Raw genomic sequence first — 22,395 nt, forward strand, 5'->3', positions numbered from 1 at the left:
AGTCGGGAGCGGACACACCAAGTGCCAGAGCTGGTCGTACAACTCACCAGGGTGGGCTTCCTCGTGCTGCTCTGGCTCTTCGTGTTCGCCGCGCTCAGAGTCGTCCGTTCGGACCTCTACGCGGCGTCGGGCATGCGTGTCCAGGTGCCGGCCTTCGGCCGCAAGAAGGAGAAGAAGCCGCGCAACAGCAAGTCGCCGCAGCAGCTGCTGGTGACCCACGGCGCGCTCGCCGGGACGCGCATCGCACTCGACGGCAGGCCGATCCTGATCGGCCGTGCCGACGACTCGACTCTGGTGCTCGACGACGACTACGCGTCGACCCGGCACGCCCGGATCGCGCAGCGCGGTGAGGACTGGTACGTGGAAGACCTGGGCTCGACGAACGGCACGTATCTGGACCGGGCTAAGGTCACTGCACCCCTCCGGGTCCCGCTCGGAGTCCCCATCCGGATCGGCAAGACGGTGATCGAGCTTCGCCCATGACTCTCGTCCTCCGCTACGCAGCCCGCAGCGACCGGGGCCTGGTGCGTTCGAGCAACCAGGACTCCGTGTACGCCGGCCCTCGCCTGCTCGCGCTCGCCGACGGTATGGGTGGCCACGCGGCGGGTGAAGTGGCCAGCAAGGTCGTCATCGCCTCGCTCGCCCCGCTCGACGACGACGAGCCGCGCGACGACCTGCTCGCCCAGCTGCGGGAGGCGGTGGCGAACGGCAACGCCGCGATCGCCGAGCTGGTCTCGCAGGACCCTGACCTGGACGGCATGGGCACGACGCTCACGGCTGTCCTGTTCGCCGGCACCCGGCTGGGGCTGGTGCACGTCGGCGACTCGCGGGCGTACCTGCTGCGCGGCGGCCAGTTCGCGCAGATCACGCGGGACGACAGCTTCGTCAACGAACTTCTCGAGCAGGGCCGGATCACGCCCGAAGAGGCGGCGGTCCACCCGCAGCGGTCGCTGCTGCTGAAGGCGCTCACCGGGCACGAGGTCGAGCCGAGCCTGACCGTGCGCGAAGCGCGTGCCGGTGACCGGTACCTGATCTGCTCGGACGGCCTGTCCGGCATGGTCAGCGACGAGACGCTGGCCGAGGCCGTGCAGATCCCGGACCCGCAGCAGTGCGCGGACCGGATGATCGAGCTGGCGCTCAAGGGCGGCGGCACGGACAACGTCACGGTGATCATCGCCGACGTGGTCGACGTCGACTTCGGCGAGGACGCGCCCATCGTGGGCGGCGCCGCCGGGGACGGCAGCGACGAACTGCACCAGGGTGACTCGCCCGCGGCCCGCGCCAGGGCGCTGACCCAGCCGCCTCCGCAGCCGCGTGCGGAACTGCCGCAGCCCTCCGAAGATCCGAAAGCGAAGCGCCGGAAGCGGTTCCGCTGGCTGGCCGGCGCGCTCGTGGTCCTCGTGGTGCTCGCCGCGGCCGCCATCGCGACCCGCTACTTCGTGCTGAGTCAGTACTATGTCGGCGAGGGTGCGGACGAGGAGGTCGTGATCTACCGCGGCGTCCCCGGCAGCATTCTCGGCATCGACTTGCACACCTACGAGCAGGGCTCCTGCCCGCCCACCCAGGTGTGCACGGACAAGCTGCGCGTCGACCAGCTCCAGGAGGACGCGCGGCTGGCGGTGCAGAACGGCGTCAGGAAGGACAGCCTCGATGACGCCCGGAGGTACATCGACGACTTCCTGCAGCTGCACAAGCGCCTGAACAACTGCGCGCCGGCGGGCGGTACCCCGTCCTCGACGCCGACCACTCCGGTCACGCCGACGACCACTTCGTCGGCTCCGGCCGGCTCCACTGCTCCGTCGTCGGCGAACCAGCCAGCGGGGAGGGACTGCTCGACGCCGAGTTCGACGGCACCGACGACGGGAGGCGGTAACTGATGAGCCAGCCTGTCGCGCGTCCCGCCGAACCGCTCGCCGCGCAGTTCCAGACGAACCCGCCGCGCGAGGTCCCGACCCGCCGCAACACCGAGCTGGTGCTGCTGGGGTTCGCGGCGTTCATCGTCACCGTCGCGCTGGTGCTGGTGGAGGCGAACCAGGAGCAGGAGCTGACCTGGTCGATCATCTGGCTCGGCCTCGCCTACCTGGGGATCTTCGGTGCGGCGCACCTGGCCGTCCGCAAGTGGGCGCCGTACGCCGATCCCGTCCTGCTCCCCTGCGTCGCGCTGCTGAACGGCGTCGGGCTGGTGATGATCCACCGGATCGACCTGGCCCTGGCGGAACGTGCCACGCAGCAGGGCAAGGACTACACGCCCGCGGTCACCGCGCAGGTGCTGTTCACGGTGATCTCGCTGGTGTTCTTCGTCGTCGTGCTGATCGTGGTGAACGACCACCGCACGCTGACCCGGTACGGCTACACCGCCGGCCTGGTCGGGATCGTCGCGCTGGCGCTGCCCGCGCTGCTGCCGTCGAGCCTGTCCGAGGTCAACGGCGCCAAGGTGTGGCTGAAGCTGCCGTTCTTCTCGATCCAGCCGGGCGAGTTCGCGAAGATCCTGCTGATGGTCTTCTTCGCGTCGTTCCTGGTGTCGAAGCGGGACCTGTTCATGGTGGCGGGCAAGAAGCTCGTCGGCGTCGAGCTGCCGCGGGCCCGCGACCTCGGCCCGATCCTGATCGCCGCGTTCGCCTGCATCGGCATCCTGGTGTTCGAGAAGGACCTCGGCACCTCGCTGCTGTTCTTCAGCGTCATCCTGGTGATGCTGTACGTCGCGACCGAGCGGGCCATCTGGGTCGTCCTCGGGCTCAGCTTCTTCGCCGCCGGCTGCGTCATCGCCTACAACCTCTTCACGCACGTCCAGCAGCGCGTCGCGAACTGGCTGGACCCGCTGGCCACCTACGACCAGGCCGGCGGCGGCTACCAGCTCGCGCAGGGCCTGTTCGGGCTCGGCACCGGCGGAGTCGGCGGTACCGGGCTCGGCGCCGGGCGGCCGGACATGGTGCCCGAGGCCAACACCGACTTCATCACCGCGTCGATCGGCGAGGAGCTCGGCTTCATCGGGCTGGCCGCGGTGCTGATGCTGTACCTGCTGGTCGCCATGCGCGGCATGCGCAGTGCGCTCGCCGTGCGCGACACGTTCGGCAAGCTGCTGGGCGGCGGGCTCGCGTTCACCATGGTCATGCAGATCTTCGTCGTCGTCGGCGGAGTCACGAAACTCATCCCGGAGACCGGTATCACCGCCCCGTTCCTTTCCAAGGGTGGTTCGTCGCTGCTCGCGAACTACATCCTCGTCGCGCTGCTGCTCCGCATCTCCGACGCGGCCCGCAAGCCCGCGGCCCGCCCGAAGCCGCAGCAGCAGCCGCAGGCGCCGATCGCGGAAGCGCACACCGTGCTCGTGCAGCGCCCGCCGGCGGACGGGGGCGCGCAGGCATGAACACCCCCCTCCGCAAGGTCGGCATGGCGATGCTCGTCATGGTCGTCCTGCTGCTGGCCAACGCCACCTACATCCAGGTGGTGAAGGCCGACGACTACCGCACCGACTCCCGCAACGCGCGGGTGCTCTACGACGAGTTCGCCCGCCAGCGCGGCAAGATCGTCGCGCCCGGCGGCGAGGTGCTGGCCAACGTCGTACCGTCGAACGACAAGTACAAGTACACGCGGACCTACGTCGACGGCGCGATGTACGCGCCGGTCACCGGGTACTACTCGATCAACTACGGCGCCGGCGGCCTGGAGCGCTCGGAGGACGACGTCCTCAACGGCTCCGACCCGCGGCTGTTCGTGCGGCGGCTGTCGGACATGGTCACCGGCCGCGACCCGAGCGGCGGCAACGTCCGGCTGACCATCGACCCGGTCGTGCAGAAGGCCGCGTACGACCTGATGACGCAGAAGGGCTACACCGGCGCCGTCGTCGCGATGGAGCCGAAAACGGGGAAGATCCTGGCGATGGTCTCGACGCCGTCGTACGACCCGAACCAGCTGGCTTCGCACACGTCGAAGGCGCAGAGCGACGCCTGGAACGCGAACAACAAGGACCCGAAGAAGCCCATGCTGAACCGGGCGATCTCGGAGACCTACCCGCCGGGTTCGACGATGAAGCTCGTCATCGCGTCGGCCGCGCTCGAGGACGGCAAGGGCCCGGACACCCCGGTCGACACGGCGTCGAACACGAAGCTCCCCGGCACCAGCGTCACGCTGGAGAACTACGCCAACACCCCCTGCCAGGGCAACACGTTCAAGGACGCGCTCGCGCACTCCTGCAACGTGCCGTTCGCGCAGTTCGCCGGCCAGCTGGGCGCGGACAAGATCAAGAAGACGGCGGCCAACTTCGGCATCGGGCAGACCGACCTGACCGTGCCGATGAAGGTCGCACCCTCGACCGTCGGCCCGCTCGACTCGCAGGGCGCGCTCTACCAGAGCGGCATCGGCCAGCGCGACGTCCGGCTGACGCCGCTGCAGGACTGCCTGCTCTCGGCCACCGTGGCCAACGGCGGGATGGCGATGAAGCCGCAGCTGGTGCAGTCGGTGCTGGCACCGGACCTGTCGACCATCGAGGACTACAGCCCCACCGAACTCACCGGCACCCCGGCGCTGTCGTCGTCGAACGCCGCGATCCTCAAGGACATGATGATCGCTTCCGAGGGCTTCACCAAGGGTGGCGGCAAGCGCGCGGACATCCAGATCGCGTCGAAGACCGGCACCGCCGAGCACGGGGCAGACTCCAAGAACACCGCCCCGCACGCCTGGTACACCGCTTTCGCCCCGGCCGACAACCCGCAGATCGCGGTCGCCGTGATCGTCGAGAGCGGCGGTGACCGCGGGCTCGCGGCCACCGGCGGCTCGGTCGCGGCGGAAATCGGCCGCGCGGCGATCAACGCCAAGCTCGGGGGTGGATAACGCATGCTGTCCTCGGGTCAGCTGCTGGCCGAGCGCTACAAGCTGACGCACCGGATCGCCGTCGGCGGGATGGGCGAGGTCTGGCAGGCCAGCGACACCCGGCTCGACCGGACCGTGGCCGTCAAGATCCTCAAGGCCGAACTCTCCGGCGACGCCGAGTTCCTCCACCGCTTCCGCACCGAAGCACGGATGACGGCCTCCCTGAACCACCCCGGCATCGCCGCGGTGCACGACTACGGCGAAACCATCTTCGACGGCGACCTGTCGATCGCGTACCTCGTGATGGAGCTCGTCGACGGTGACCCGCTGGCCGGACTGCTGGCCAAGCACGGGCGGCTGTCGGCGGAGTTCACGCTCGACATGCTGGAGCAGGCGGGCAACGCGCTGCAGGCCGCGCACGAGCAGGGCCTGGTCCACCGCGACGTCAAGCCGGGCAACATCCTGGTGACGTCGGCGGGCCAGGTGAAGATCACCGACTTCGGGGTGGCGAAGGCCGCCGACGCGGCCCCGGTCACCCGGTCCGGCATGGTCATGGGCACCGCGCACTACATCGCGCCGGAGCAGGCGCTCGGGCACCCGGCCGAGCCGGCGTCCGACGTCTACTCGCTGGCCGTGTGCGGCTACGAATGCCTCGCCGGGCACCGGCCGTTCCTGTCCGAGAACGCCGTGACGGTCGCGATGATGCACATCCGCGACATGCCGCCGCCCCTGCCACCGGACGTGCCGCCCGCGGCGCGCGCGGTGATCGAGGCGACGCTGATCAAGGATCCGCGGCAGCGCTACAACAACGGCGGCGAGTTCGCGGCCGCCGTCGCCGCGGTCCGCGCCGGGCTGCCGCTGCCGACGCCGTCCGGGCTGGTCAACGCCACCTACACGACCGGGCAGCAGCCTCAGCAACCCCAGCAGCCGCAACCCCAGCAGCCGCCGCCGTCGGGTCCGGTGCCGATGCCGATGCCCCCGCAGCAGCTTCCTCCGCAACAGCCGCACATGCCGGTCGGCCCGCCGTCGCCGGCGATGAACCCGATGGTCGTCCTCGGCCCGCCGTCCCGGCCCGCGGTGCGCCCGGTCATGCTGCCGGCCGCCCGGCGGAAGTCGCAGTGGGGCTGGTGGGCGCTTCTCGCGGCGATCCTGCTCGTTGTCCTGGTCGCGGGGATCGTGCTGGTGGCGAAGATGATCGGCGACTCGGGTTCGCCACCGCGTACCGGCCAGACGCAGAGCCAGGTGGTCCCGGGCAGACAGGCGCCCACGGAGGAGCCTGCCGGCTCGATCGCCTACCCGGCGGACACTCCCGGCACAACCGACGATCGCCCGCAAGGCATCATGACCACACCTTGGACGGAATGGAACGGCACCCAGAGATGAGCACATCCAGACTGCTCTCCAACCGGTACGAGCTGGGCGAAACGCTCGGCTACGGAGGCATGTCCGAGGTCCATCACGGCCACGACGTGCGACTGGGCCGGGAAGTCGCGATCAAGATCCTCCGTGCCGACCTCGCCAGGGATCCGCAGTTCCTGGAGCGCTTCCGCCGTGAGGCACAGAACGCCGCCGCGCTGAACCACCCGGCGATCGTCGCGGTCTACGACACGGGTGAGGCGAACGCCGAGTTCGGCCCGCTGCCGTACATCGTCATGGAGTACGTCGAAGGCCGGACGCTGCGCGACATCGTCAAGACCGAGGGTCCGATGTCGCAGAAGCGGGCGATGGAGGTCATGGCCGACGTCTGCGCGGCGCTCGACTTCTCGCACCGCCACGGCATCGTGCACCGGGACGTCAAGCCGGCCAACGTGATGATCACGAAGAACGGCGCGGTCAAGGTCATGGACTTCGGCATCGCGCGCGCGATGCACGACGGCCAGTCTTCGATGACCCAGACGGCCGCGGTGATCGGCACGGCGCAGTACCTGTCGCCGGAGCAGGCCCGCGGCGAGTCGGTCGACGCGCGTTCCGACGTCTACGCCGCCGGGTGCGTGCTGTACGAGCTGATCACCGGCGAGCCGCCGTTCACCGGTGACTCCCCGGTCGCGGTGGCGTACCAGCACGTCCGGGAGGATCCGAACCCGCCGTCGTCGGTGAACCCGGCGGTGGCGCCCGAGCTGGATGCCGTCGTGCTGAAGGCGCTGGCCAAGGGCCCGGCGAACCGCTACCAGTCGGCGGCGGAGATGCGTTCGGACCTGGTGCGCACGCTGTCGGGCCAGCGCCCGGCGGCGCCGATGGTGATGTCCGAAGACGAGCGCACGCAGGTGATGAACTCCGACCGGCGGCAGCCGCAGCGCTACGAGGAGTACAGCGAGCCGGACAACGAGGACCCGAAGGCGAAGCGCCGCCGTCGCACGATCCTCGCCGCGGTGGCCGCGGTGTTCGTGCTGGGCGCGGTGCTGCTGATCATGTGGCTGGCGGGCTCGTTCAAGAGCAACGACACGGCCACTGTGGCGATCCCGGACGTGGTGCACAACACCGTCCCCCAGGCCCGGGAAACGTTGAACAGCAAGGGTTTCACCGGCTCGATCGAGCAGAAGCAGGTCACGTGCGGGGTGCAGCCGACCGACGGCAGCCCGCAGTGCACCCAAGACGACGTCAACCGGGTCATCAAGATCGACCCGACGGTCGGCACCGTGGTCGCGACCAACACGAAGATCACGTTGTACGTCGGTGTCGCGGCGGGCAAGTCCAACGTGCCGGACCTCAAGGGCAAGACACGTGACCAGGCCGAGAAGGCCCTGACCGACGCGAAGCTGACCTTGGACCCGACCGTCGACGAAACCGAGGTCGACGACCCGAACCAGGCCTTCCTGGTGCAGTCGCAGACCCCGACCGCGGGGTCCTCGGTCGACGCGGGCAGCAGCGTGAGGATCACGATCGGTAAGTCGAAGCAGCTCAAGTCGGTCACCGACTTCACCGGCAGGCCGTATTCGCTGGCCAAGTCGACGCTGGAAGGCCAGGGCTTCAAGACCAGGAAGCTCGAACAGGCGTCGGACACGGTGGCGAAGGACCTGGTCATCACCCAGAACCCGAACGGCGGGCAGCTGGGGGTGGGCGAGTTGATCACGCTGACCGTGTCGACGGGTCCGGAGAACCAGAACCAGATCCAGATGCCGACCCTGGTGGGCATGACCCTCGACGACGCGCAGGCGAAGATGCAGAGCATGGGCTGGACCGGCACGCTGAGGCCCCAGGCGGACCGGACCAGCAAGCAGCCGGAAAACACGATCACCAAGCAGAGCGTGCAGCCGGGTACACCGATCACCAAGGACCAGGCGATCACTGTCTGGGTGTCGGAGGGCAACGGCGGCGGCATCACGATCCCGACGGGGCCGCCGTCGACCACCGGAAACTGACACAGGGCACGAAGAAGGGCCCGCACGGTTAGCCGTGCGGGCCTTCTCCTTGTTCAGGGCTGGTCGAGGAATCCTTGGACGGCCCCGAGAACCTGCTCGGCATCGCTCGCGGCACCGCAGTCGAGTTCGAGTTCCTCGGCGGCGCCGGAACGTTTGACCTTCAGTGAGACACGGGCTTGGCAACGCAGCAGCCAGGCGAAGAGCGAGCGGCAGAAGACACCGGCGGAGTTGCTCGAAACACCGACCACGACGGCGTCGAAGACCTGGACGCGACCACGGAGCGCGTCCTCCCCACGCAACCAGGCGGCGAGCTCCGGGAGGTCACCGTCGGAGTCTGGCACGGTGATCGCGACGATCCCAGCCGTCACCCGTTCTCCTTTCACCCGAACCGGAGAGGCCCCGAACCTTAGTCGGCCCGACGGCTTGCCAGGAAGAGCGGGCGGCGATTTGAACAGTGCAAATTGCAATCAGGAGCGGCGGGCGGCCCGGTAGCGATGGATCAAGGCAAGCGCGCTCCCCGCCGCCAGCAAGCCGAACAGCACGTCCATCCAGACCCTCAACGCGGTCAGGCTGGGCGGCCCCTCGGTCGACCGGCTCGTCGGTGGCGAAACGATGGCGAGAGCCAGGAGAGATGAGGCCACTACCAGCGCCACCCACGACGCGCCTGTCTGAAGCTGCCGCAACCTTGGGGACCATGCCGGAAAGGCGTCCTCCACGCATGGCCGATCGACGGCACTTACGGGGTGTCGGCGGCGGTACAGGAACAGCCCGCACACAGCCCCTGCGATGCTCATGGGAAGACCCAGAGTCAGATCGCCCCTCGCGCTGCTGAATACGGCGCCGGCGACACCACCGATCCCGAAGGAGACGCCCATGTAGAACCCGATCCGCAGCAGTAGCGCGGCGACAACCTCGGCGAACCACCTGGCAGCGGTCCGGTTCGGCTGCCGCTCGACCACAGAGCTCGTCAACGGCAGCTTCGACTCAGCAGCCCGGGGACTCATGGGCGGAGCAGGCGAACTCTCGGGCGCGACGAGCTGCCGGACCTCGGCACTTTCCTTCGTCGACGGCCGCAGGAACTCGAGCACGTCGGCGAGCACCGGCAGGCCCTCCTCGACGCGGCCGCACGCGTTGACGAAATCGATCAGCTGATCCCGGCCGGACAACCGCGACGAGATCGTCAGCGGACGACCGAGCGCGGCCCGCACTTCCTCGATCAACAACGTCCGGCTCGGCGCGTCATCGGCGAAACCGGCGACGACCAAGATGTCCACCAACGCCCTGCGGATCGCGAGCCCTGGAGTGGACAACGGTTCGAAGATCGGCGGCTCGGCCACGGCCACCTTCTCCCGCACCCGCGCGACCTTCTTCGGCGCGGGCGGTGGCGGATCCGTCCGCAGCAGGAGGTTCCCGCTGGTGTTGCCCGTCTGTGTCTGGGGCAACGGCATACCGCGGGTGGCCATCTCGGCCCGGAGCGCACCGATCAGCTCGCTGACGTCGAGCGGCCGGCCGGGCACCGGGGAGCCGTTGGTCAAGAGCGACAGCAAGGCACCCGTGAAAGCCGTGTTCCGCTCGTCCGGCGGAGAGTGGGAGATCGAGTTGCGCGGAGAGGACGCGATCACCGTCGTGCCGGTCACCGCGATCTCCCTCGGGTCGGCCCGGTCAGCGGACATGGCGCCCAGCACCATGCCGGAATAGCAGCAGTCGAGGATCAGCACGCGGGTCTTCGCCGAACTCCGCTCGATGACTTCGCGGACGTAGTCGAACGGCACCGCGGTGGTGTCGAGTTCGTCGAGGTCGGTCTCACGAGTGGTCAGGTACAGCTTGTCCTGCCGGTCGTGCCGGATCCCGTGGCCGGCGTAGTACACGAGCAGGAGGTCCTGCGCCTGGAAAGCGACCTTCTTCAGCCTGGTCATGAAGCTGTGAGCCGAATCCGGGGAGTCGACCACGGTGCACTGCTCCCAGCCGACCACGCCCGTGACCCGGTCGGTGATCGCCGCCTGCAGGTCCACCAGATTGCGGTGCACCGCGGGCAGATCCGGAAGCCGTTCGCTCTTGAAGTCTCCGGTACCCATGAGGATGACCCGAGAAAACTCAGGAATCGGCAGAGCACCCAACCCGAATCAGGCCTTGCCCTCGAGGAACTGCTGGAGGGTGGCGGCGATCTCGCGGTAGTCGTCGGCGGTTCCGCAAACGAGCTCCAGCTCCGCGCCGGCCGCGTTCTTGACCTTGAGCGTCACCTTTTTCGCCTCGCGAGAGCGGGTCAGGAAACCGAACAGGGAGTTGCACAACGCGGTGGCGGTACCGCTGGTGACGACCACGACGACGGCCTCGAGAACACCACCCATCTGCCCCGACCGGATCGGCGCGTCCGCCAACTGGACCCGGCCTCGCAATTCATCTTCGTCCCCCAGCCACGAACCAAGCCGCCGAAGTTCTTCATCGGCATCCGGCAGGGTTATGGAGATCGTTCCTGACATCGACTCGGTTCTCCCCTCCAAGGCAGAACAGAATAGCTCAGGAGCGGCGGCGTACGAGGGCCGAGACGACGAAGAAACTGACGGCCAGCATCGCCACCGACGTCAGCACCGCCAGCACCAGCGGGCCGCCGACCGGTTCGTCGTCGGTCAGGGCGTGCAGGAGGGGGTGGACCAGCGGGATCTTCGCCAGCAGCACGACGACCAGCGTGATCACCGCGGCGAGCACCGTCCAGCCGATCCGGTGCACCAGCAGCCGCGAGCACGGCAGCGCGATCGCGATGCCCAGCAGCGCGCACGCGACGTGGGCGAGCAACCCGATCCCCAGCGCCGACGGCTGGACCTTGAACGACTTGATCGCCGACCAGGCCTCGGTGATCACGGTCAGCAGCAGCGAACAGGCCAGCACCGTGAGGATCACCCCGGTGATCATCCGCCGCCACTGCCGCGCGTGACTCAGCGTGACCAGGCGCTGCACCGGGTCTTCGATGTCGAGCAGCGCGATCGTCAGCCAGCACGACACCACCAGCAGGCCGCCGGCGCTCACGCCGAACAGCGGAAGCGGCGGCGAGTGCGGGTCGGCGTAGAGGATCACGCACAGCGCGAGGTACGCCAGCAAAGCCGGGAGGTACCGCTGCGAATGGCCGAGCAGCGCCAGGTAGTACCGCGTCAAGGCGAGCACGGCGCCACCTCCCGCACCGACCAGCCGTCCTTGAGCGCGCGCAGCAGCACGGCGTCGACACAGGCGACTTCGACGGTGAGCACCACCTGGCGGCCTTCGGCGACCGCGTGCCGCACGCCGGGCTCGTCCGCCCACTCGGTTCCGCGGCCCCGCAGGACGATCCGGGTGGTCGGCTCCGCGCTTTCCGCCGTGAGCCTGCCGGAGTCCATGAGGTGGACGACGTCGGCGTGGTCGTGCACCACCGGCGGCCGGTGGTCGGTGAACACGACGCTCGCCCCGCGCGCCCGCGTCTCGGCGACGAGCTCGCCGAGGATCGCGTGCGTCCCGACGTCCAGCCCGGACCACGGCTCGTCGAGGATCAGCAGGTCGGGCCGGATCATCACGGCCTGCGCGAGCCCCACCTTCTGCGCGTTGCCCTTGGACAGCGTGCGCAGCGGCGCCGACGGCCCGCCGACCAGGGCGAGCCGTTCGAGCAGCGGGTCGATCACCGACAGGTCGGTGAGCCCGCGGATGCGCGCCATGTGCCGCAGGTAGGCCCGGGCACCCATCCGCTGGCCGGCCGGGAAGCGGTCCGGCAGGTAGCCGATCCGCGGGGTGCCGGTGAGTGACCCGGTCGTGGCGCGCGAGACGCCGGCCATGATCCGCAGCAGCGTCGACTTGCCGGAGCCGTTGCTGCCGAGGATGCCGACGACGTGCCCGGGCTCGACGCTCAGGTCGACGTCACGCAGGACGAAGTCACCGCGCCCGTACCGCTTGCCGACCCCCTCGAGCCGGATCACGCAACAGCGGCCTTCTGAAGCGCCTTGGTCGCGCGCTCGAGCTCGTTCACCCTGGCCGGGTCGACGGGGTGGCCCGCGGCGGCCAGCCAGTTCGCGAGCATCCGGTGGCCGCCCTCGGTGAGCACGGACTCCGGGTGGAACTGGACGCCTTCCAGCGGCAGCTCACGGTGGCGCATGCCCATCACGATCCCGGACTCGGTGCGGCCGGTGATCTCGAAGACGGCGTCCGGGATGGTCTCGGGCAGCACGGTCAGGGAGTGGTAGCGCGTGGCCGTGAACTCCTCGGGCAGGTCCTTGAGGATGCCGGCACCGGCGTGGCGGACCTGGCTCGTCTTGCCGTGGAGCAGTTCGGGCGCGCGGTCGACGGTCGCGCCGTAGACGACTCCCAGCGCTTGGTGGCCGAGGCACACGCCGAGCATCGGCGTGCGCGTCTCGGCGCACTTGCGGACGACGTCCATGCTCTGACCGGCGCGTTCGGGCGTACCGGGACCGGGTGAGACGAGCACGGCGTCGAACTCGGGCACGCGGTCGAGGTCCACGACGTCGTTGCGCCAGACCGTGCAGTCGGCGCCGAGCTGGGCCAGGTACTGGACCAGGTTGTAGACGAAGCTGTCGTAGTTGTCGACGACGAGAACGCGCATGGCGCCGAGCTTACCGGCTCCCAGCAGGTGGACCGTACGCCAAATCACATTTTGACTTAGGTGAACCTAACTTACCGTGGATCCAGTGAGCCGATCTCTTCGTGTAGCCGTGGTGGGTGCCGGTCCGGCCGGGATCTACGCCGCCGACATCCTGGACAAGTCCGACGCCGACGTCTCGATCGACCTGTTCGAACGGATGCCGGCGCCGTTCGGGCTGATCCGGTACGGCGTCGCGCCCGACCACCCGCGCATCAAGGGCATCGTGACGGCGCTGGAGAAGGTGCTCTCGAAGCCGAACATCCGCCTGCTGGGCAACATCGACTACGGCACCGACATCAAGCTCGACGAGCTGCGCGAGTTCTACGACGCGGTGATCTTCTCGACGGGCGCGTCCGCCGACCGCGCGCTCGACATCCCGGGCATCGACCTGGACGGCAGCCACGGCGCCGCCGACTTCGTGTCCTGGTACGACGGCCACCCGGACGCGCCGCGCACCTGGCCGCTGAACGCGTCCTCGGTAGCGGTCCTGGGTGTCGGGAACGTGGCGCTGGACGTCGCGCGCATCCTGGCGAAGACGGCCGACGAGCTGCTGACCACCGACATCCCGGACAACGTCTACCAGGGCTTGCGGGCCAGCCCGGTGACGGACGTGCACGTGTTCGGCCGCCGCGGCCCGGCGCAGGCGAAGTTCACGCCGCTGGAGCTGCGTGAGCTGGACCACTCGCCGAACGTCGAGGTCATCGTCCACCCCGAGGACATCGAGTTCGACGAGGGCAGCATCGCGGCGCTGCGGGCGTCGAAGCAGATCGACATGGTCGTGAAGACGCTGCAGGAGTGGGCGATCCGCGAGCCGGGCTCCCGGCCGCGCCGGCTGCACCTGCACTTCTTCCACTCCCCCGCGGAAGTCCTCGGCGCGGACGGCCGCGTGACCGGCCTGCGTACCGAGCGGACCGAACTGACCGGCGACGGGAACGTCCGCGGCACCGGCGAGTTCCACGACTGGGACGTCCAGGCGGTGTACCGCGCGGTGGGTTACCTGTCGTCGCACCTGCCGGAGCTCCCGTTCGACCACGCGGCGGGCGTCGTGCCGAACGAGGCGGGCCGGGTGCTTGACCTGGACGACAACCAGCTGCCGGGCGTCTACGTGACGGGCTGGATCAAGCGCGGCCCGGTGGGCTTGATCGGCCACACGAAGGGCGACGCGGCGGAGACGATCGCGAGCCTCCTGGCGGACGCGGAAACGCTTCGCGCCCCGAAGTACGACTCGCCGGACGCGATCCTGGACTTCCTCGGTACGCGCGGAATCCCGTTCACGACCTGGGAAGGCTGGGGCCGGCTCGACGCGCACGAGAAGGCACTGGGCACGGCGGCGGGCCGTGAGCGCATCAAGGTGGTGGAGCGCGAGGAGATGACCCGGGTCTCCCGCGGCTAAGCCTCCGCGCCCAGGTAGGCCAGCACGGCGAGCACGCGGCGGTTCGTGTCGTCCGAAGCCGAGATGCCCAGCTTGGCGAAGATGTTCGCCGTGTGCTTGCCGACCGCGCCTTCGCTGAAGTGCAGGCGGGTGGCGATCGCCGCGTTCGAGCAGCCTTCCGCCATCAGGGAAAGCACCTCACGCTCGCGGGGCGTCAACGCGGCCAGCGGGTCGGAGGCGTTGCCCGCGACCAGTTTGGCGATCACTTCGGGGTCCATCACCGTGCCGCCGGCCGCCACGCGGCGGACCGCGTCGATGAACTGGTCCGCGTTGAACACCCGGTCCTTCAGCAGGTAGCCGATCGCGCCGGTGCCGTCGGCCAGCAGCTCGCGGGCGTACAGCTGCTCGACGTGCTGGGACAGCACGAGGATCGGCAGCCCGGGGATCTCCCGGCGCGCGCCCAACGCGGCCTGCAGGCCCTCGTCGGTGTTCGTCGGCGGCATCCGTACGTCCACAATGGACACGTCGGGTCGTTCTTCGCGCAAGGCAGCCACGAGTTCGGGGCCGGTGGCGACCGCCGCGACGACGTCGAAGCCGTGCGCCGTCAGGAGATGCGTCAGGCCGTCTCGGAGGAGGTACTGGTCCTCGGCGACGAGGGTTCTTGGTCGATCTGACACGGGATCTCCAGGGTCGCCTTCGTCGGGCCGCCGATCGGGCTGGTCAGCGTCAACCTACCGTCGAACCCGCCCAGCCGGCGCTCGATTCCGCGGAGTCCGGAGCCCAACGCCGGGTTCGCGCCGCCCGGCCCTTCGTCGGTCACCACCACCGTCAGAAGGTCGTCCGCGAAGGCGACGTCGATCGACACGCTCTTCGCGCCGTGCTTCGCCGCGTTGCCGAGCAGTTCGGACACCGCGAAGTACACGCACGCTTCCACCGGTTCCTCGATCCGCCCCGGCAGCGAGCCCGTGACCTGTGATTTCAGCGGGCTGTCCAGAGCCAGCGCCCGCACGGCGTCCAGCAACCCGCGCTCGGACAGCACCGGCGGGTGGATGCCGCGGATCAGCACCCGCAGCTCGGTGAGCGCCTCCGACGACGACGCGCGCAACTCCGCCGCGAGCCGTTTCGCCGCCGCCGGATCGGTGTCCACCAGCGCCTCGACCGCGCCGAGCTTCATGCCCATCGCGACCAGCCGCGACTGGATGCCGTCGTGCAGGTCGCGCTCGATCCGGCGCAGCTCCGCCGCCTGCGTGACCGTGACGTCGGACCGGGTCTGCTTCAGCCGTTCGACGCGCTGGGCGAGCCGGGACGACTCGGTCGGCCCGAGCCACACCCGCGCGAAGCGGGCCAGCTGCCGGACGACCCACGGCGCCGGAGCCAAGGCTGCGGCGAACGCCAGCAGGATCAACGGCGACTGCGCGAGCGCACCGAGATGCGTCGACACCGCGGGCAGCGGGAACCACTCGACGCGCGGCGACACCAACGGCCGCCACACCCAGAGCACCGAGAGGCCCGTCATGGCCCAGCCGAACAACGCGAGCGCCGGCAGCGAGCAGGCGAGCGAAACGAGCGAGATCAGGCCACCGCCCGCGATGTCCCGCCAGGTGGCCCGGTCGCGCAGGATCCACCGGGTGCGCGCGTGCTGGACTGGCCAGAACGGCTCCTCGTACAGCTGCCTGCCGACCTGGTAGAGCCCGTCGGCGCGGGGCACCGGCAACGCGGGCGGCGGCAGGTACGGACGCGGGATCCGCACGCCTGTCCAGTTCTCCGCCTCCCGGCGCAGCGTGTCCGTGATCGAACGGCACCACAGCACGACCGGGGCCGCCAGCGGCATGGCGCCGACGAACACGACCAGCTGGAACGCCGAGAAGATCAGCTGGACCAGCGCCAGCGCAACGATGCCGAACTGGTGGCCGAGCGATTCGAGGTGCCGGTGCACCCAGTTCTTGCGCACGGCTTCGGCGGGCGGGCGAGGACCGATCCACCAGCGCGTCCACCGGCCATAGCCGCGCAGCACCACCGGGCCGCCGAGCAGCACGGCGACCGGCAACAGCAGTGTGCACAACGGGTTCACGAGCTGCCAGGTGAACTCGCGGCCCGTCGCCGGATCCTCCATCGCCCAGGTGAGCCGGTGCTGCCAACTGATCCAGAACGCCCGTTTGTAGAGCTGGTTGCCGTCGCGGTACCAGCCATCGCGTTCGCGCACCGGCTCCGGCGGCTCGGGCCGGTACGGCGCCGGGATCTCGACGCCGCACCAGCGCGCGACCAGCGCGCGCATGGCCGCCGACCGGCGACGGGCCCACAAGACCGTCGGGCCGAAGAAGAAGACCAGCCCGACGCAGAGCATTCCGAACGTGATCAGCTGGATCAGCACGTCCACCCAGCTGAGCAGCGAGAACGCGGCCAGCGCGAACGCTCGGCCGACCGCACGCACGTACGGCATCCGGCACCTCCTTCCCCCGAGATCCTGGCCGATCCGCCCCCATCCGCGCATTGCGCGAAGCCCCACGAAAAGGGTGGGGAAAACCCCACCCCCGCTTCAGCAAAACGCTACCTGAGCTGGGGATTCAGCGTCATTACGAACGCGGCCGCCGGTTCGTAGTTTCGGAGCCATGCCACTCATCGAAGTCACCGACCTCCGCAAGCGCTACGGCACCCGGGTCGCCGTCGACGGCGTTTCGTTCACCGTCGAGCGCGGCGAAATCTTCGGCATCCTCGGCACGAACGGCGCCGGGAAGACCACCACCGTCGAATGCCTCCAAGGACTCCGCCAGGCCGACGGCGGCACGATCTCCGTGCTCGGCCTGAACCCGGAAACCGACCGCGCGGCGCTGACCCGCCGCGTCGGCGTCCAGCTGCAGGAAAGCCGGCTGCCCGCGAAGCTGCGGGTGCGCGAGGCGCTGGAACTGTTCGCCTCCTTCTACCCGGAGCCCGCCGACATCGACGTCCTGCTCGACCAGCTGGACCTGCGCGAGCACGCCCGGAGCGCGTTCGGGAAGCTGTCCGGCGGCCAGAAGCAGCGCGTGTCGATCGCGCTGGCCCTGGTGGGCCGGCCCGAACTGGCGATCCTCGACGAGCTGACGACCGGGCTCGACCCGCACGCCCGCCGGGAAACGTGGCGGCTCGTCGAAGGCGTGCGTGCCACCGGCGTCACCGTCCTGCTCGTCACCCACTTCATGGACGAGGCCGAGCGGCTCTGCGACCGCGTCGCGATCTTCGACGCCGGGCGCGTGGTCGCCACCGGCACCCCGGCCGAGCTCCGCGCCGCGGCCGGAGAATCCACTTTGGACGACGCGTTCGTCTCGCTCACGAGGAGTGCCCGATGACCACCTTCGCCAAGATCACCGCCACCGAAACCAAACTCGTCCTCCGCTCGCCGTCCATGGCGATCGCGGGCATCCTGCTGCCGTCCGTCCTCCTGCTCGTCATCGGCGCCATCCCGGGCATGGCCGAGCCCAGCGAGGCGGCGGGCGGGTACCGGTTCATCGACGCGTGGGTGCCGTCGCTGATCGTCATGAGCCTCGCGATGCTCGCGCTGCAGTCGATCCCGGCCGCCGTCGCCACCTACCGCGAGCAGGGCGTGCTGCGCCGGCTGGCCACGACACCCGTGCACCCGGCGAACCTGCTGGGCGCGCAGCTGCTCATCCACGTCGTGATCGCGCTGGCGGGCATCGCGCTCGTGCTGGGGCTGGGCAACGCCGTCTACGACGTCCCGCTGCCGAAGCACCCGGTGGCGTTCCTGCTGACGCTGCTGCTCGGCGTGGTCTCGATGTTCGCGCTCGGCCTGATCGCGGCCGCGGTCGCCCGGACGTCGAAGGCCGCGTCCGGGGTCGCGATGATCGCGTTCCTGCCCGCCATGTTCTTCGGCGGCGTGTACCTGCCGCGACCGCTCCTGCCGGAGGTCCTCCGCCGGATCGGCGACTACGTGCCGCCGGGATCGCAGCCACTGCAGGACGCCTGGGTCGGCGTCGGCGTGCAGCCGCTGCAGCTGGTCGTGCTCGCCGCGTTCGCGGTGCTCGGAACGGCGCTGGCGGCGAAGCTCTTCCGGTGGGAGTGACCGGGCCTTCCGCCAAAGTGGTGATGATCATCGTTTTCTCTTGTGGCCGGGCCACCCGGACGGTAGCCAGGGAGGTGGCCCTGCTCAAACTGGAGGTTCGATGTCCCTGGACGTGTCACCCGCGTTGCTGGAGAAGGCCGAGCGCGGGGAGGTCACCGACGCCGAGTTCGTCACCTGCGTCAAGGAATCCCTGCCCTACGCCTGGGAGGTGATCACCGGCGTCATCGCCGACGCCGAGGGCGCGGCGGACGGTTTCGCCGACAACGAGACACCGCCCCCGAGCGAGGCCGCCCGCGGCCAGCTGCTGCGGGCGCTGGCATCCGACGCGATCCGCGGTGGTCTCGAGCGGCACTTCGGCGTCAAGCTCGCCTTCCAGAACTGCCACCGCGTCGCCGTGTTCAAGAAGTCCGATGTGAACGGTGACCGCTACCGTGCGTTCGTCTCGCCGCGCGGCCAGCTGCTCAACCAGAGCCCGGAGCTGCGGGACTGCTAGCCCGCAGCGCCCAGCCCGGTCAGCAGGCGGGCCGTCGGCAGACCGCTTTCGAGGTACTGCACGAACAGCTGGTTGTGCAACGCCCACGGGGAGCGCCGTTGCCGGACCAGGGTGATCGCCTCCGGCACGCTCGACCCGAGATCGACGAGTGCCTGGGCGACGACCAGGCCGGACCGGTTGTGCCCCGCGTGGCAGCGCACGAGCGTCCGGCGGCCCGCGCGCACCGCCTCGGCGGCGAGCACGGCGAACCGCTCGACCTGCTCGATCTGCGCCTCGCTCAGCGGCCCGTCCGGCATCTCGGCGAAGTGGTGCTCGATGTCGGGCGGCGGGCCGTGACCGGACCGCTGGTACAGGCTGAGCACGAGGTCGAACTCGCGCCGGACGACCACCGGCTCCTCGCCCGTGACACCGGCCCGGACGTGCCCGCCCATCCACAGGCCCGGCCGGATCTCGTTCCACGGCGCTTCCGGCAGCGGGTTGTCACGGTCCTTCTGACGTGTCTTCACTCGCGGCCCCCTCTCCCGAGAGGAGCAACGGATCACCCGCCCGGTGGGTTCCGGCTCAGTTGACGGCGACCTCGTTGAACCACAGGCGCGGCTCCAGCCACGGGAACACGACGAACATCAGCAACGCGACGACGCCGAGCACCAGCACGACCGCGACGGTCAGCTTCGCCGCGAACGGACCGGGCAGCTTCCGCCAGATCCAGGCGTACATCAGGCCTCCCCGATCTTCGAAAGCAGGTCGCCGTAGTTCTTGACCTGGTTCTTCGGCACCTGCTGGGTCAGCACCGAGGTGATGATGAGCCGCTCCCGCGCGGAGAACTGCGGGTGGCAGGTGGTGAGCGTGAGCAACGCGGCCTGCTGGGCCTTCGGCAGCACGTCGGCGCCCTTGTACGGGACCGGGTTCACCGCGGCGCCGTTGCTGGGCAGCACGACCTTCCGGCCGAACGTCTCGCTGTACGCGCCGCCGTCCTCGGCGTTCGGGTCGCGCAGGGTCGAGACGCCCTTGCACTTCGGGTCGGCGCCCTTGCCGCCGGCCCAGTCCTTCACCTCGTCGTCGTACGGCAGGACCTTGTAGATGTAGAAGTCGGTGGAGGTTTCGATCACGATCTGGTCACAAGATGAGAGGTTGTCCAGGTCGTTGAACGGGGCGCCCTTGCCGACGCGGTGGCCGGCGACGGCGAAGTTGCCCGGCTCGCCGGGCAGCGACGTGCCCTTGTAGTGGCCGGGGCCGACTTCGAGGGCGGCGTCGTCGGTGCCCTCCTGGATCGTGAAGTTGTAGTCGACGCCGAAGGTGGGGATGTGGATGCGGGCGAACGCCTTGCCGTCGATCAGCTCGGGGTGCAGCGTGCGGTCGTGCGCCCACTCGCCGTCGAGCTGGTCGCTCGCCTCGGACTGCTTGCCCGCCGAGAACAGGTCGGTCACGTAGAGCTCGTAGACCATGAACAGCAGCACGACCAGGCCGAGCGTGATGAGGATTTCACCGGCGGTCCGGATCGCGACGCCGCCCTTGCCGAGCGGCGGCGGGGCGGTCTTCTCCTTGGTCGCGGTGCCGCCCGGCCTGACGGGGGCGAAGACGACGGTCTCTTCGTTGGCGCCGGGTACCGGAGGCGGGCCGGCGTAACGACGGGGCGGCGGCCCCTGCGGACGACGGGGCGGCTGCCCTTGGGGGCCCCGTTGGGGCTGGCCAGGCGGCATTTGGCCGCGCGGCGGCGTCGCGGGACGGCGCTGGGGCATCGGCCGCTGTCCGGGGTGTCCGCGCCGGTCGTCATCCGGTCCTTCGCGCATCGTCACGCAAGCTCCTCTCAAGCCGCGTCGAACCCTGGGTGACGCCGATGTCACGGTGCGGGAAAATCCGACCACTCCGGCCGCTGCTTTCCTGCGGTCGTTTACGTTAACGTGTGCACGTGGCGCTGGTTGCGCACCCTCAGCGGGACATCGCCACCAGACGAGCCCGAAGAGCACCGCGAGGAACACACGATGCCCAAGTCCAAGGTCCGCAAGAAGACCGCTTACACCCCGCCTGCCGACCGGCGCACGCCGGTGAAGGTGCGGGCCGCCGGCCCGACCGGCCTCGCCTGGAAGATCCCGATGTTCGGGTTCATGGTCCTGGGCCTGGTATGGCTGCTGGTCAACTACATCGCCGGGGACAAGATCTCCTGGATGGCCGACCTGGGCAACTGGAACTTCGCCGGCGGGTTCGCGCTGATGATCGCGGGTCTGCTCATGACTATGCGCTGGCGTTGATTATTACTCCGAATGGCGGCTTGACGCCGAATTACACCGGTGTGACTCATCCCCAGTGTGGATAACCCCTGTGGATAACTACCCCACCTCGTGGGCACCGCGTCCGGCCCTTGTGGTATCGGCCTGGGCGGTCACCGCGCTGCTGCTGGCCGGCGTGGTGACCGACGCGGTGACCGGCGACCGCGGCGGCCTGGTGCTGTTCGCACTGGCGACGCTGGCCGCCGGGGCCTTCGCCGCCCACTCGACGCTCGTACGGCCCCGGCTGGCGGCCGGCACCGAGGGTCTGGTCGCCCGGACGCTGAGCGGCACGCACCGGCTCCCGTGGGCCCAGACCCGCACCCGGCTGCGCACGACCCGCCGGATGGGCCGCGACGGCGTCACGCTCGAGGTCGAGCACGACGACCAGCTGTACGTCTTCGGGTGGCTCGACCTCGGCGAGGACCCCCGCGAGGTCCTGGACGTGCTCAGCACGCTGCGCGGCTAGCCGCAGCTGTAGAGCTCCTGGCCGCGGTACTGGGCGAACTGGCACGTCTGCGCCGCGACCTGGGTGTCCTTGTAGACCAGGAGCCCGATCATCGCGACGACGAGGATGGCGATTCCGGCCGCCTGGTAGGTCGCCTGCCGGGCCTGCGGGGCGTAGAGCATCGCCACGGTGACCAGCGCACCGGTGACCAGGCCGCCGACGTGGCCGAGGATCGAGATGTTCGCGACGCCGAAGGTGATGAACGCGTTCAGCGCGAGCGTGATGATCAGCCCGGTCGGGTTCAGCCGCAGCTTCAGCACGATGACGCCGTAGGCCCCCATCAGGCCGAACAGCGCGCCGGACGCGCCGGCGGTGCCGCCGTCGAGGCTGTCGAAGAGCAGCACGGCCGTCGACGCGCCGAGCATCGAGACGAAGTAGAGCGTGAGGTACCGGACCTTGCCGAAGACCGGTTCGAGCGCGCGGCCCATCATCCACAGCGAGAACATGTTGACCGCGATGTGGATGGGTCCGTAGTGCAGGAAGCCCGAGGTGAACAGCCGCCACCACTCGCCGGCGCCGAGCGTCGCCTGGCCCCAGAGCACGCCGATCTGGAAGACGCCGGAGGTCTGGTTGTCGTTCAGGCTGCGGGCCTGGACCACGGTCACGAGGAAGACGAGGACGTTGACCGCCAGGATGACCTGCGTCGCCAGGACGGACGACGACGGCCGGGCTCCGGCGATCGTGCGCACGCCCATGCCGGCGTCCTGGTAGCCGCGGTGCTGACGGCGCTGCTGCTGGCCGCCGGCGTGGACGCAGTCGGTGCACTGGAACCCGACGGGGGCCTCGCGGAGGCAGTCCGGGCAGGCCGGACGCCCGCACCGGGAACAGCTCAGCCCGGTCGGGCGGTTCGGGTGCCACCAGCACCCGGGCAGCGCGGCTTGTTCGGCGGCGGGGTTCGGCGGTTGGTTCACGATGTCACCA

At 69.7% G+C, this 22,395-nt stretch carries 24 protein-coding genes; 12 read left to right on the forward strand and 12 right to left on the reverse strand.

Annotated elements, in window-relative coordinates; translation table 11 throughout:
- Positions 1-21 precede the first annotated feature (21 nt).
- Genes CF165_RS02330 through pknB form a run of 6 tightly spaced genes read left to right on the forward strand, consistent with a single transcriptional unit; the run spans position 22 to position 8,165 of the window.
- Positions 22-483 (forward strand): FHA domain-containing protein FhaB/FipA, encoded by a 462-nt coding sequence (locus CF165_RS02330; RefSeq protein ID WP_093945729.1) that lies wholly within the window; start codon positions 22-24, stop codon positions 481-483.
- The gene (locus CF165_RS02335) at positions 480-1,877 is read left to right on the forward strand and encodes a PP2C family protein-serine/threonine phosphatase (RefSeq protein ID WP_093945730.1); all 1,398 of its coding nucleotides are present in this window, start codon (positions 480-482) and stop codon (positions 1,875-1,877) included. The genes CF165_RS02330 and CF165_RS02335 overlap by 4 nt, the downstream gene beginning before the upstream one ends.
- Positions 1,877-3,364, forward strand: coding sequence for an FtsW/RodA/SpoVE family cell cycle protein (locus CF165_RS02340; protein WP_093945731.1), 1,488 nt, complete (start codon positions 1,877-1,879; stop codon positions 3,362-3,364). The genes CF165_RS02335 and CF165_RS02340 overlap by 1 nt, the downstream gene beginning before the upstream one ends.
- Positions 3,361-4,827: a peptidoglycan D,D-transpeptidase FtsI family protein gene (locus CF165_RS02345; RefSeq protein ID WP_093945732.1), complete on the forward strand. Its 1,467-nt coding sequence runs from the start codon at positions 3,361-3,363 to the stop codon at positions 4,825-4,827. Before CF165_RS02340 ends, CF165_RS02345 begins: the two co-directional genes overlap by 4 nt.
- A gap of 3 nt (positions 4,828-4,830) precedes the next feature.
- Positions 4,831-6,189: a serine/threonine-protein kinase gene (locus CF165_RS02350; RefSeq protein ID WP_093945733.1), complete on the forward strand. Its 1,359-nt coding sequence runs from the start codon at positions 4,831-4,833 to the stop codon at positions 6,187-6,189.
- Positions 6,186-8,165: a Stk1 family PASTA domain-containing Ser/Thr kinase gene (gene pknB, locus CF165_RS02355; RefSeq protein ID WP_093945734.1), complete on the forward strand. Its 1,980-nt coding sequence runs from the start codon at positions 6,186-6,188 to the stop codon at positions 8,163-8,165. The genes CF165_RS02350 and pknB overlap by 4 nt, the downstream gene beginning before the upstream one ends.
- Before the next feature lie 53 nt (positions 8,166-8,218).
- On the opposite strand, the gene CF165_RS02360 is transcribed toward pknB, so the two are convergent.
- From CF165_RS02360 to CF165_RS02385, 6 genes are all read right to left on the reverse strand, one after another.
- Complete coding sequence (locus CF165_RS02360; protein WP_093945735.1) at positions 8,219-8,533, reverse strand: effector-associated constant component EACC1; 315 nt, start codon at positions 8,531-8,533, stop codon at positions 8,219-8,221.
- A 99-nt stretch (positions 8,534-8,632) separates the two neighbouring features.
- Positions 8,633-10,282 carry a caspase, EACC1-associated type gene (locus CF165_RS02365; RefSeq protein WP_439098484.1) on the reverse strand — a complete coding sequence of 550 codons (1,650 nt, stop codon included), beginning with the start codon at positions 10,280-10,282 and terminating at the stop codon, positions 8,633-8,635.
- A 6-nt stretch (positions 10,283-10,288) separates the two neighbouring features.
- Positions 10,289-10,645, reverse strand: coding sequence for an effector-associated constant component EACC1 (locus CF165_RS02370; RefSeq protein ID WP_093945737.1), 357 nt, complete (start codon positions 10,643-10,645; stop codon positions 10,289-10,291).
- Between the two features lie 37 nt (positions 10,646-10,682).
- Positions 10,683-11,324: a hypothetical protein gene (locus tag CF165_RS02375; RefSeq protein WP_093945738.1), complete on the reverse strand. Its 642-nt coding sequence runs from the start codon at positions 11,322-11,324 to the stop codon at positions 10,683-10,685.
- Positions 11,312-12,103, reverse strand: a complete 792-nt coding sequence (locus CF165_RS02380) for an ABC transporter ATP-binding protein (protein ID WP_093945739.1) — start codon at positions 12,101-12,103, stop codon at positions 11,312-11,314. Before CF165_RS02380 ends, CF165_RS02375 begins: the two co-directional genes overlap by 13 nt.
- Complete coding sequence (locus CF165_RS02385; protein ID WP_093945740.1) at positions 12,100-12,744, reverse strand: aminodeoxychorismate/anthranilate synthase component II; 645 nt, start codon at positions 12,742-12,744, stop codon at positions 12,100-12,102. The genes CF165_RS02380 and CF165_RS02385 overlap by 4 nt, the downstream gene beginning before the upstream one ends.
- Positions 12,745-12,856: 112 nt before the next feature.
- On the opposite strand from CF165_RS02385, the gene CF165_RS02390 reads away from it, so the two are divergent.
- Positions 12,857-14,176, forward strand: coding sequence for an FAD-dependent oxidoreductase (locus CF165_RS02390; protein WP_093945771.1), 1,320 nt, complete (start codon positions 12,857-12,859; stop codon positions 14,174-14,176).
- Here CF165_RS02390 and CF165_RS02395 read toward each other — a convergent pair.
- Positions 14,173-14,832 carry a response regulator gene (locus CF165_RS02395; RefSeq protein WP_093945741.1) on the reverse strand — a complete coding sequence of 220 codons (660 nt, stop codon included), beginning with the start codon at positions 14,830-14,832 and terminating at the stop codon, positions 14,173-14,175. The genes CF165_RS02390 and CF165_RS02395 overlap by 4 nt on opposite strands.
- Entirely contained in the window at positions 14,772-16,595 is a 1,824-nt protein-coding gene (locus CF165_RS02400; protein WP_093945742.1) for a sensor histidine kinase, read from the reverse strand. Before CF165_RS02400 ends, CF165_RS02395 begins: the two co-directional genes overlap by 61 nt.
- 169 nt (positions 16,596-16,764) lie before the next feature.
- Here CF165_RS02400 and CF165_RS02405 point away from each other — a divergent pair, with 169 nt between their 5' ends.
- From CF165_RS02405 to CF165_RS02415, 3 genes are all read left to right on the forward strand, one after another.
- Positions 16,765-17,478, forward strand: a complete 714-nt coding sequence (locus CF165_RS02405; protein WP_093945743.1) for an ABC transporter ATP-binding protein — start codon at positions 16,765-16,767, stop codon at positions 17,476-17,478.
- Entirely contained in the window at positions 17,475-18,209 is a 735-nt protein-coding gene (locus tag CF165_RS02410; RefSeq protein WP_093945744.1) for an ABC transporter permease, read from the forward strand. The genes CF165_RS02405 and CF165_RS02410 overlap by 4 nt, the downstream gene beginning before the upstream one ends.
- 100 nt (positions 18,210-18,309) lie before the next feature.
- On the forward strand, positions 18,310-18,702 hold the full coding sequence (locus CF165_RS02415; protein WP_093945745.1) for an SCO5389 family protein: 393 nt from the start codon (positions 18,310-18,312) through the stop codon (positions 18,700-18,702).
- Here CF165_RS02415 and CF165_RS02420 read toward each other — a convergent pair.
- The 3 genes from CF165_RS02420 to CF165_RS02430 are packed head-to-tail and all read right to left on the reverse strand — an operon-like array spanning position 18,699 to position 20,492.
- Positions 18,699-19,208 carry a protein-tyrosine phosphatase family protein gene (locus CF165_RS02420; RefSeq protein WP_093945746.1) on the reverse strand — a complete coding sequence of 170 codons (510 nt, stop codon included), beginning with the start codon at positions 19,206-19,208 and terminating at the stop codon, positions 18,699-18,701. The two genes, CF165_RS02415 and CF165_RS02420, sit on opposite strands and share 4 nt — an antisense overlap.
- 55 nt (positions 19,209-19,263) lie before the next feature.
- The gene (locus CF165_RS02425) at positions 19,264-19,419 is read right to left on the reverse strand and encodes a hypothetical protein (RefSeq protein ID WP_093945747.1); all 156 of its coding nucleotides are present in this window, start codon (positions 19,417-19,419) and stop codon (positions 19,264-19,266) included.
- Positions 19,419-20,492 (reverse strand): class E sortase, encoded by a 1,074-nt coding sequence (locus CF165_RS02430; RefSeq protein ID WP_439098485.1) that lies wholly within the window; start codon positions 20,490-20,492, stop codon positions 19,419-19,421. Before CF165_RS02430 ends, CF165_RS02425 begins: the two co-directional genes overlap by 1 nt.
- Before the next feature lie 192 nt (positions 20,493-20,684).
- On the opposite strand from CF165_RS02430, the gene crgA reads away from it, so the two are divergent.
- Both crgA and CF165_RS02440 read left to right on the forward strand, forming a co-directional pair.
- The gene (gene crgA / locus CF165_RS02435) at positions 20,685-20,951 is read left to right on the forward strand and encodes a cell division protein CrgA (protein WP_020642616.1); all 267 of its coding nucleotides are present in this window, start codon (positions 20,685-20,687) and stop codon (positions 20,949-20,951) included.
- 70 nt (positions 20,952-21,021) lie between these two features.
- Positions 21,022-21,435, forward strand: a complete 414-nt coding sequence (locus tag CF165_RS02440) for a PH domain-containing protein (RefSeq protein WP_240521427.1) — start codon at positions 21,022-21,024, stop codon at positions 21,433-21,435.
- Here the strand turns inward: CF165_RS02440 and CF165_RS02445 are convergent.
- Positions 21,432-22,385, reverse strand: coding sequence for a rhomboid family intramembrane serine protease (locus CF165_RS02445; protein WP_093945749.1), 954 nt, complete (start codon positions 22,383-22,385; stop codon positions 21,432-21,434). The genes CF165_RS02440 and CF165_RS02445 overlap by 4 nt on opposite strands.
- Positions 22,386-22,395: the final 10 nt, after the last annotated feature.

Origin of the sequence: Amycolatopsis vastitatis (assembly GCF_002234595.1) — a bacterium.
Classification (GTDB): domain Bacteria; phylum Actinomycetota; class Actinomycetes; order Mycobacteriales; family Pseudonocardiaceae; genus Amycolatopsis; species Amycolatopsis vastitatis.

Excerpts from the sequence above, each read along its gene's own strand:
- pknB (WP_093945734.1), top strand. The coding sequence starts at position 6,186 with ATGAGCACATCCAGACTGCTCTCCAACCGGTACGAGCTGGGCGAAACG.
- CF165_RS02410 (WP_093945744.1), top strand. The coding sequence starts at position 17,475 with ATGACCACCTTCGCCAAGATCACCGCCACCGAAACCAAACTCGTCCTC.
- crgA (WP_020642616.1), top strand. The coding sequence starts at position 20,685 with ATGCCCAAGTCCAAGGTCCGCAAGAAGACCGCTTACACCCCGCCTGCC.
- CF165_RS02400 (WP_093945742.1), bottom strand. The coding sequence starts at position 16,595 with ATGCCGTACGTGCGTGCGGTCGGCCGAGCGTTCGCGCTGGCCGCGTTC.
- CF165_RS02430 (WP_439098485.1), bottom strand. The coding sequence starts at position 20,492 with ATGCGCGAAGGACCGGATGACGACCGGCGCGGACACCCCGGACAGCGG.
- CF165_RS02345 (WP_093945732.1), top strand. The coding sequence starts at position 3,361 with ATGAACACCCCCCTCCGCAAGGTCGGCATGGCGATGCTCGTCATGGTC.
- CF165_RS02385 (WP_093945740.1), bottom strand. The coding sequence starts at position 12,744 with ATGCGCGTTCTCGTCGTCGACAACTACGACAGCTTCGTCTACAACCTG.
- CF165_RS02340 (WP_093945731.1), top strand. The coding sequence starts at position 1,877 with ATGAGCCAGCCTGTCGCGCGTCCCGCCGAACCGCTCGCCGCGCAGTTC.
- CF165_RS02425 (WP_093945747.1), bottom strand. The coding sequence starts at position 19,419 with ATGTACGCCTGGATCTGGCGGAAGCTGCCCGGTCCGTTCGCGGCGAAG.
- CF165_RS02350 (WP_093945733.1), top strand. The coding sequence starts at position 4,831 with ATGCTGTCCTCGGGTCAGCTGCTGGCCGAGCGCTACAAGCTGACGCAC.
- CF165_RS02415 (WP_093945745.1), top strand. The coding sequence starts at position 18,310 with ATGTCCCTGGACGTGTCACCCGCGTTGCTGGAGAAGGCCGAGCGCGGG.
- CF165_RS02370 (WP_093945737.1), bottom strand. The coding sequence starts at position 10,645 with ATGTCAGGAACGATCTCCATAACCCTGCCGGATGCCGATGAAGAACTT.
- CF165_RS02335 (WP_093945730.1), top strand. The coding sequence starts at position 480 with ATGACTCTCGTCCTCCGCTACGCAGCCCGCAGCGACCGGGGCCTGGTG.
- CF165_RS02405 (WP_093945743.1), top strand. The coding sequence starts at position 16,765 with ATGCCACTCATCGAAGTCACCGACCTCCGCAAGCGCTACGGCACCCGG.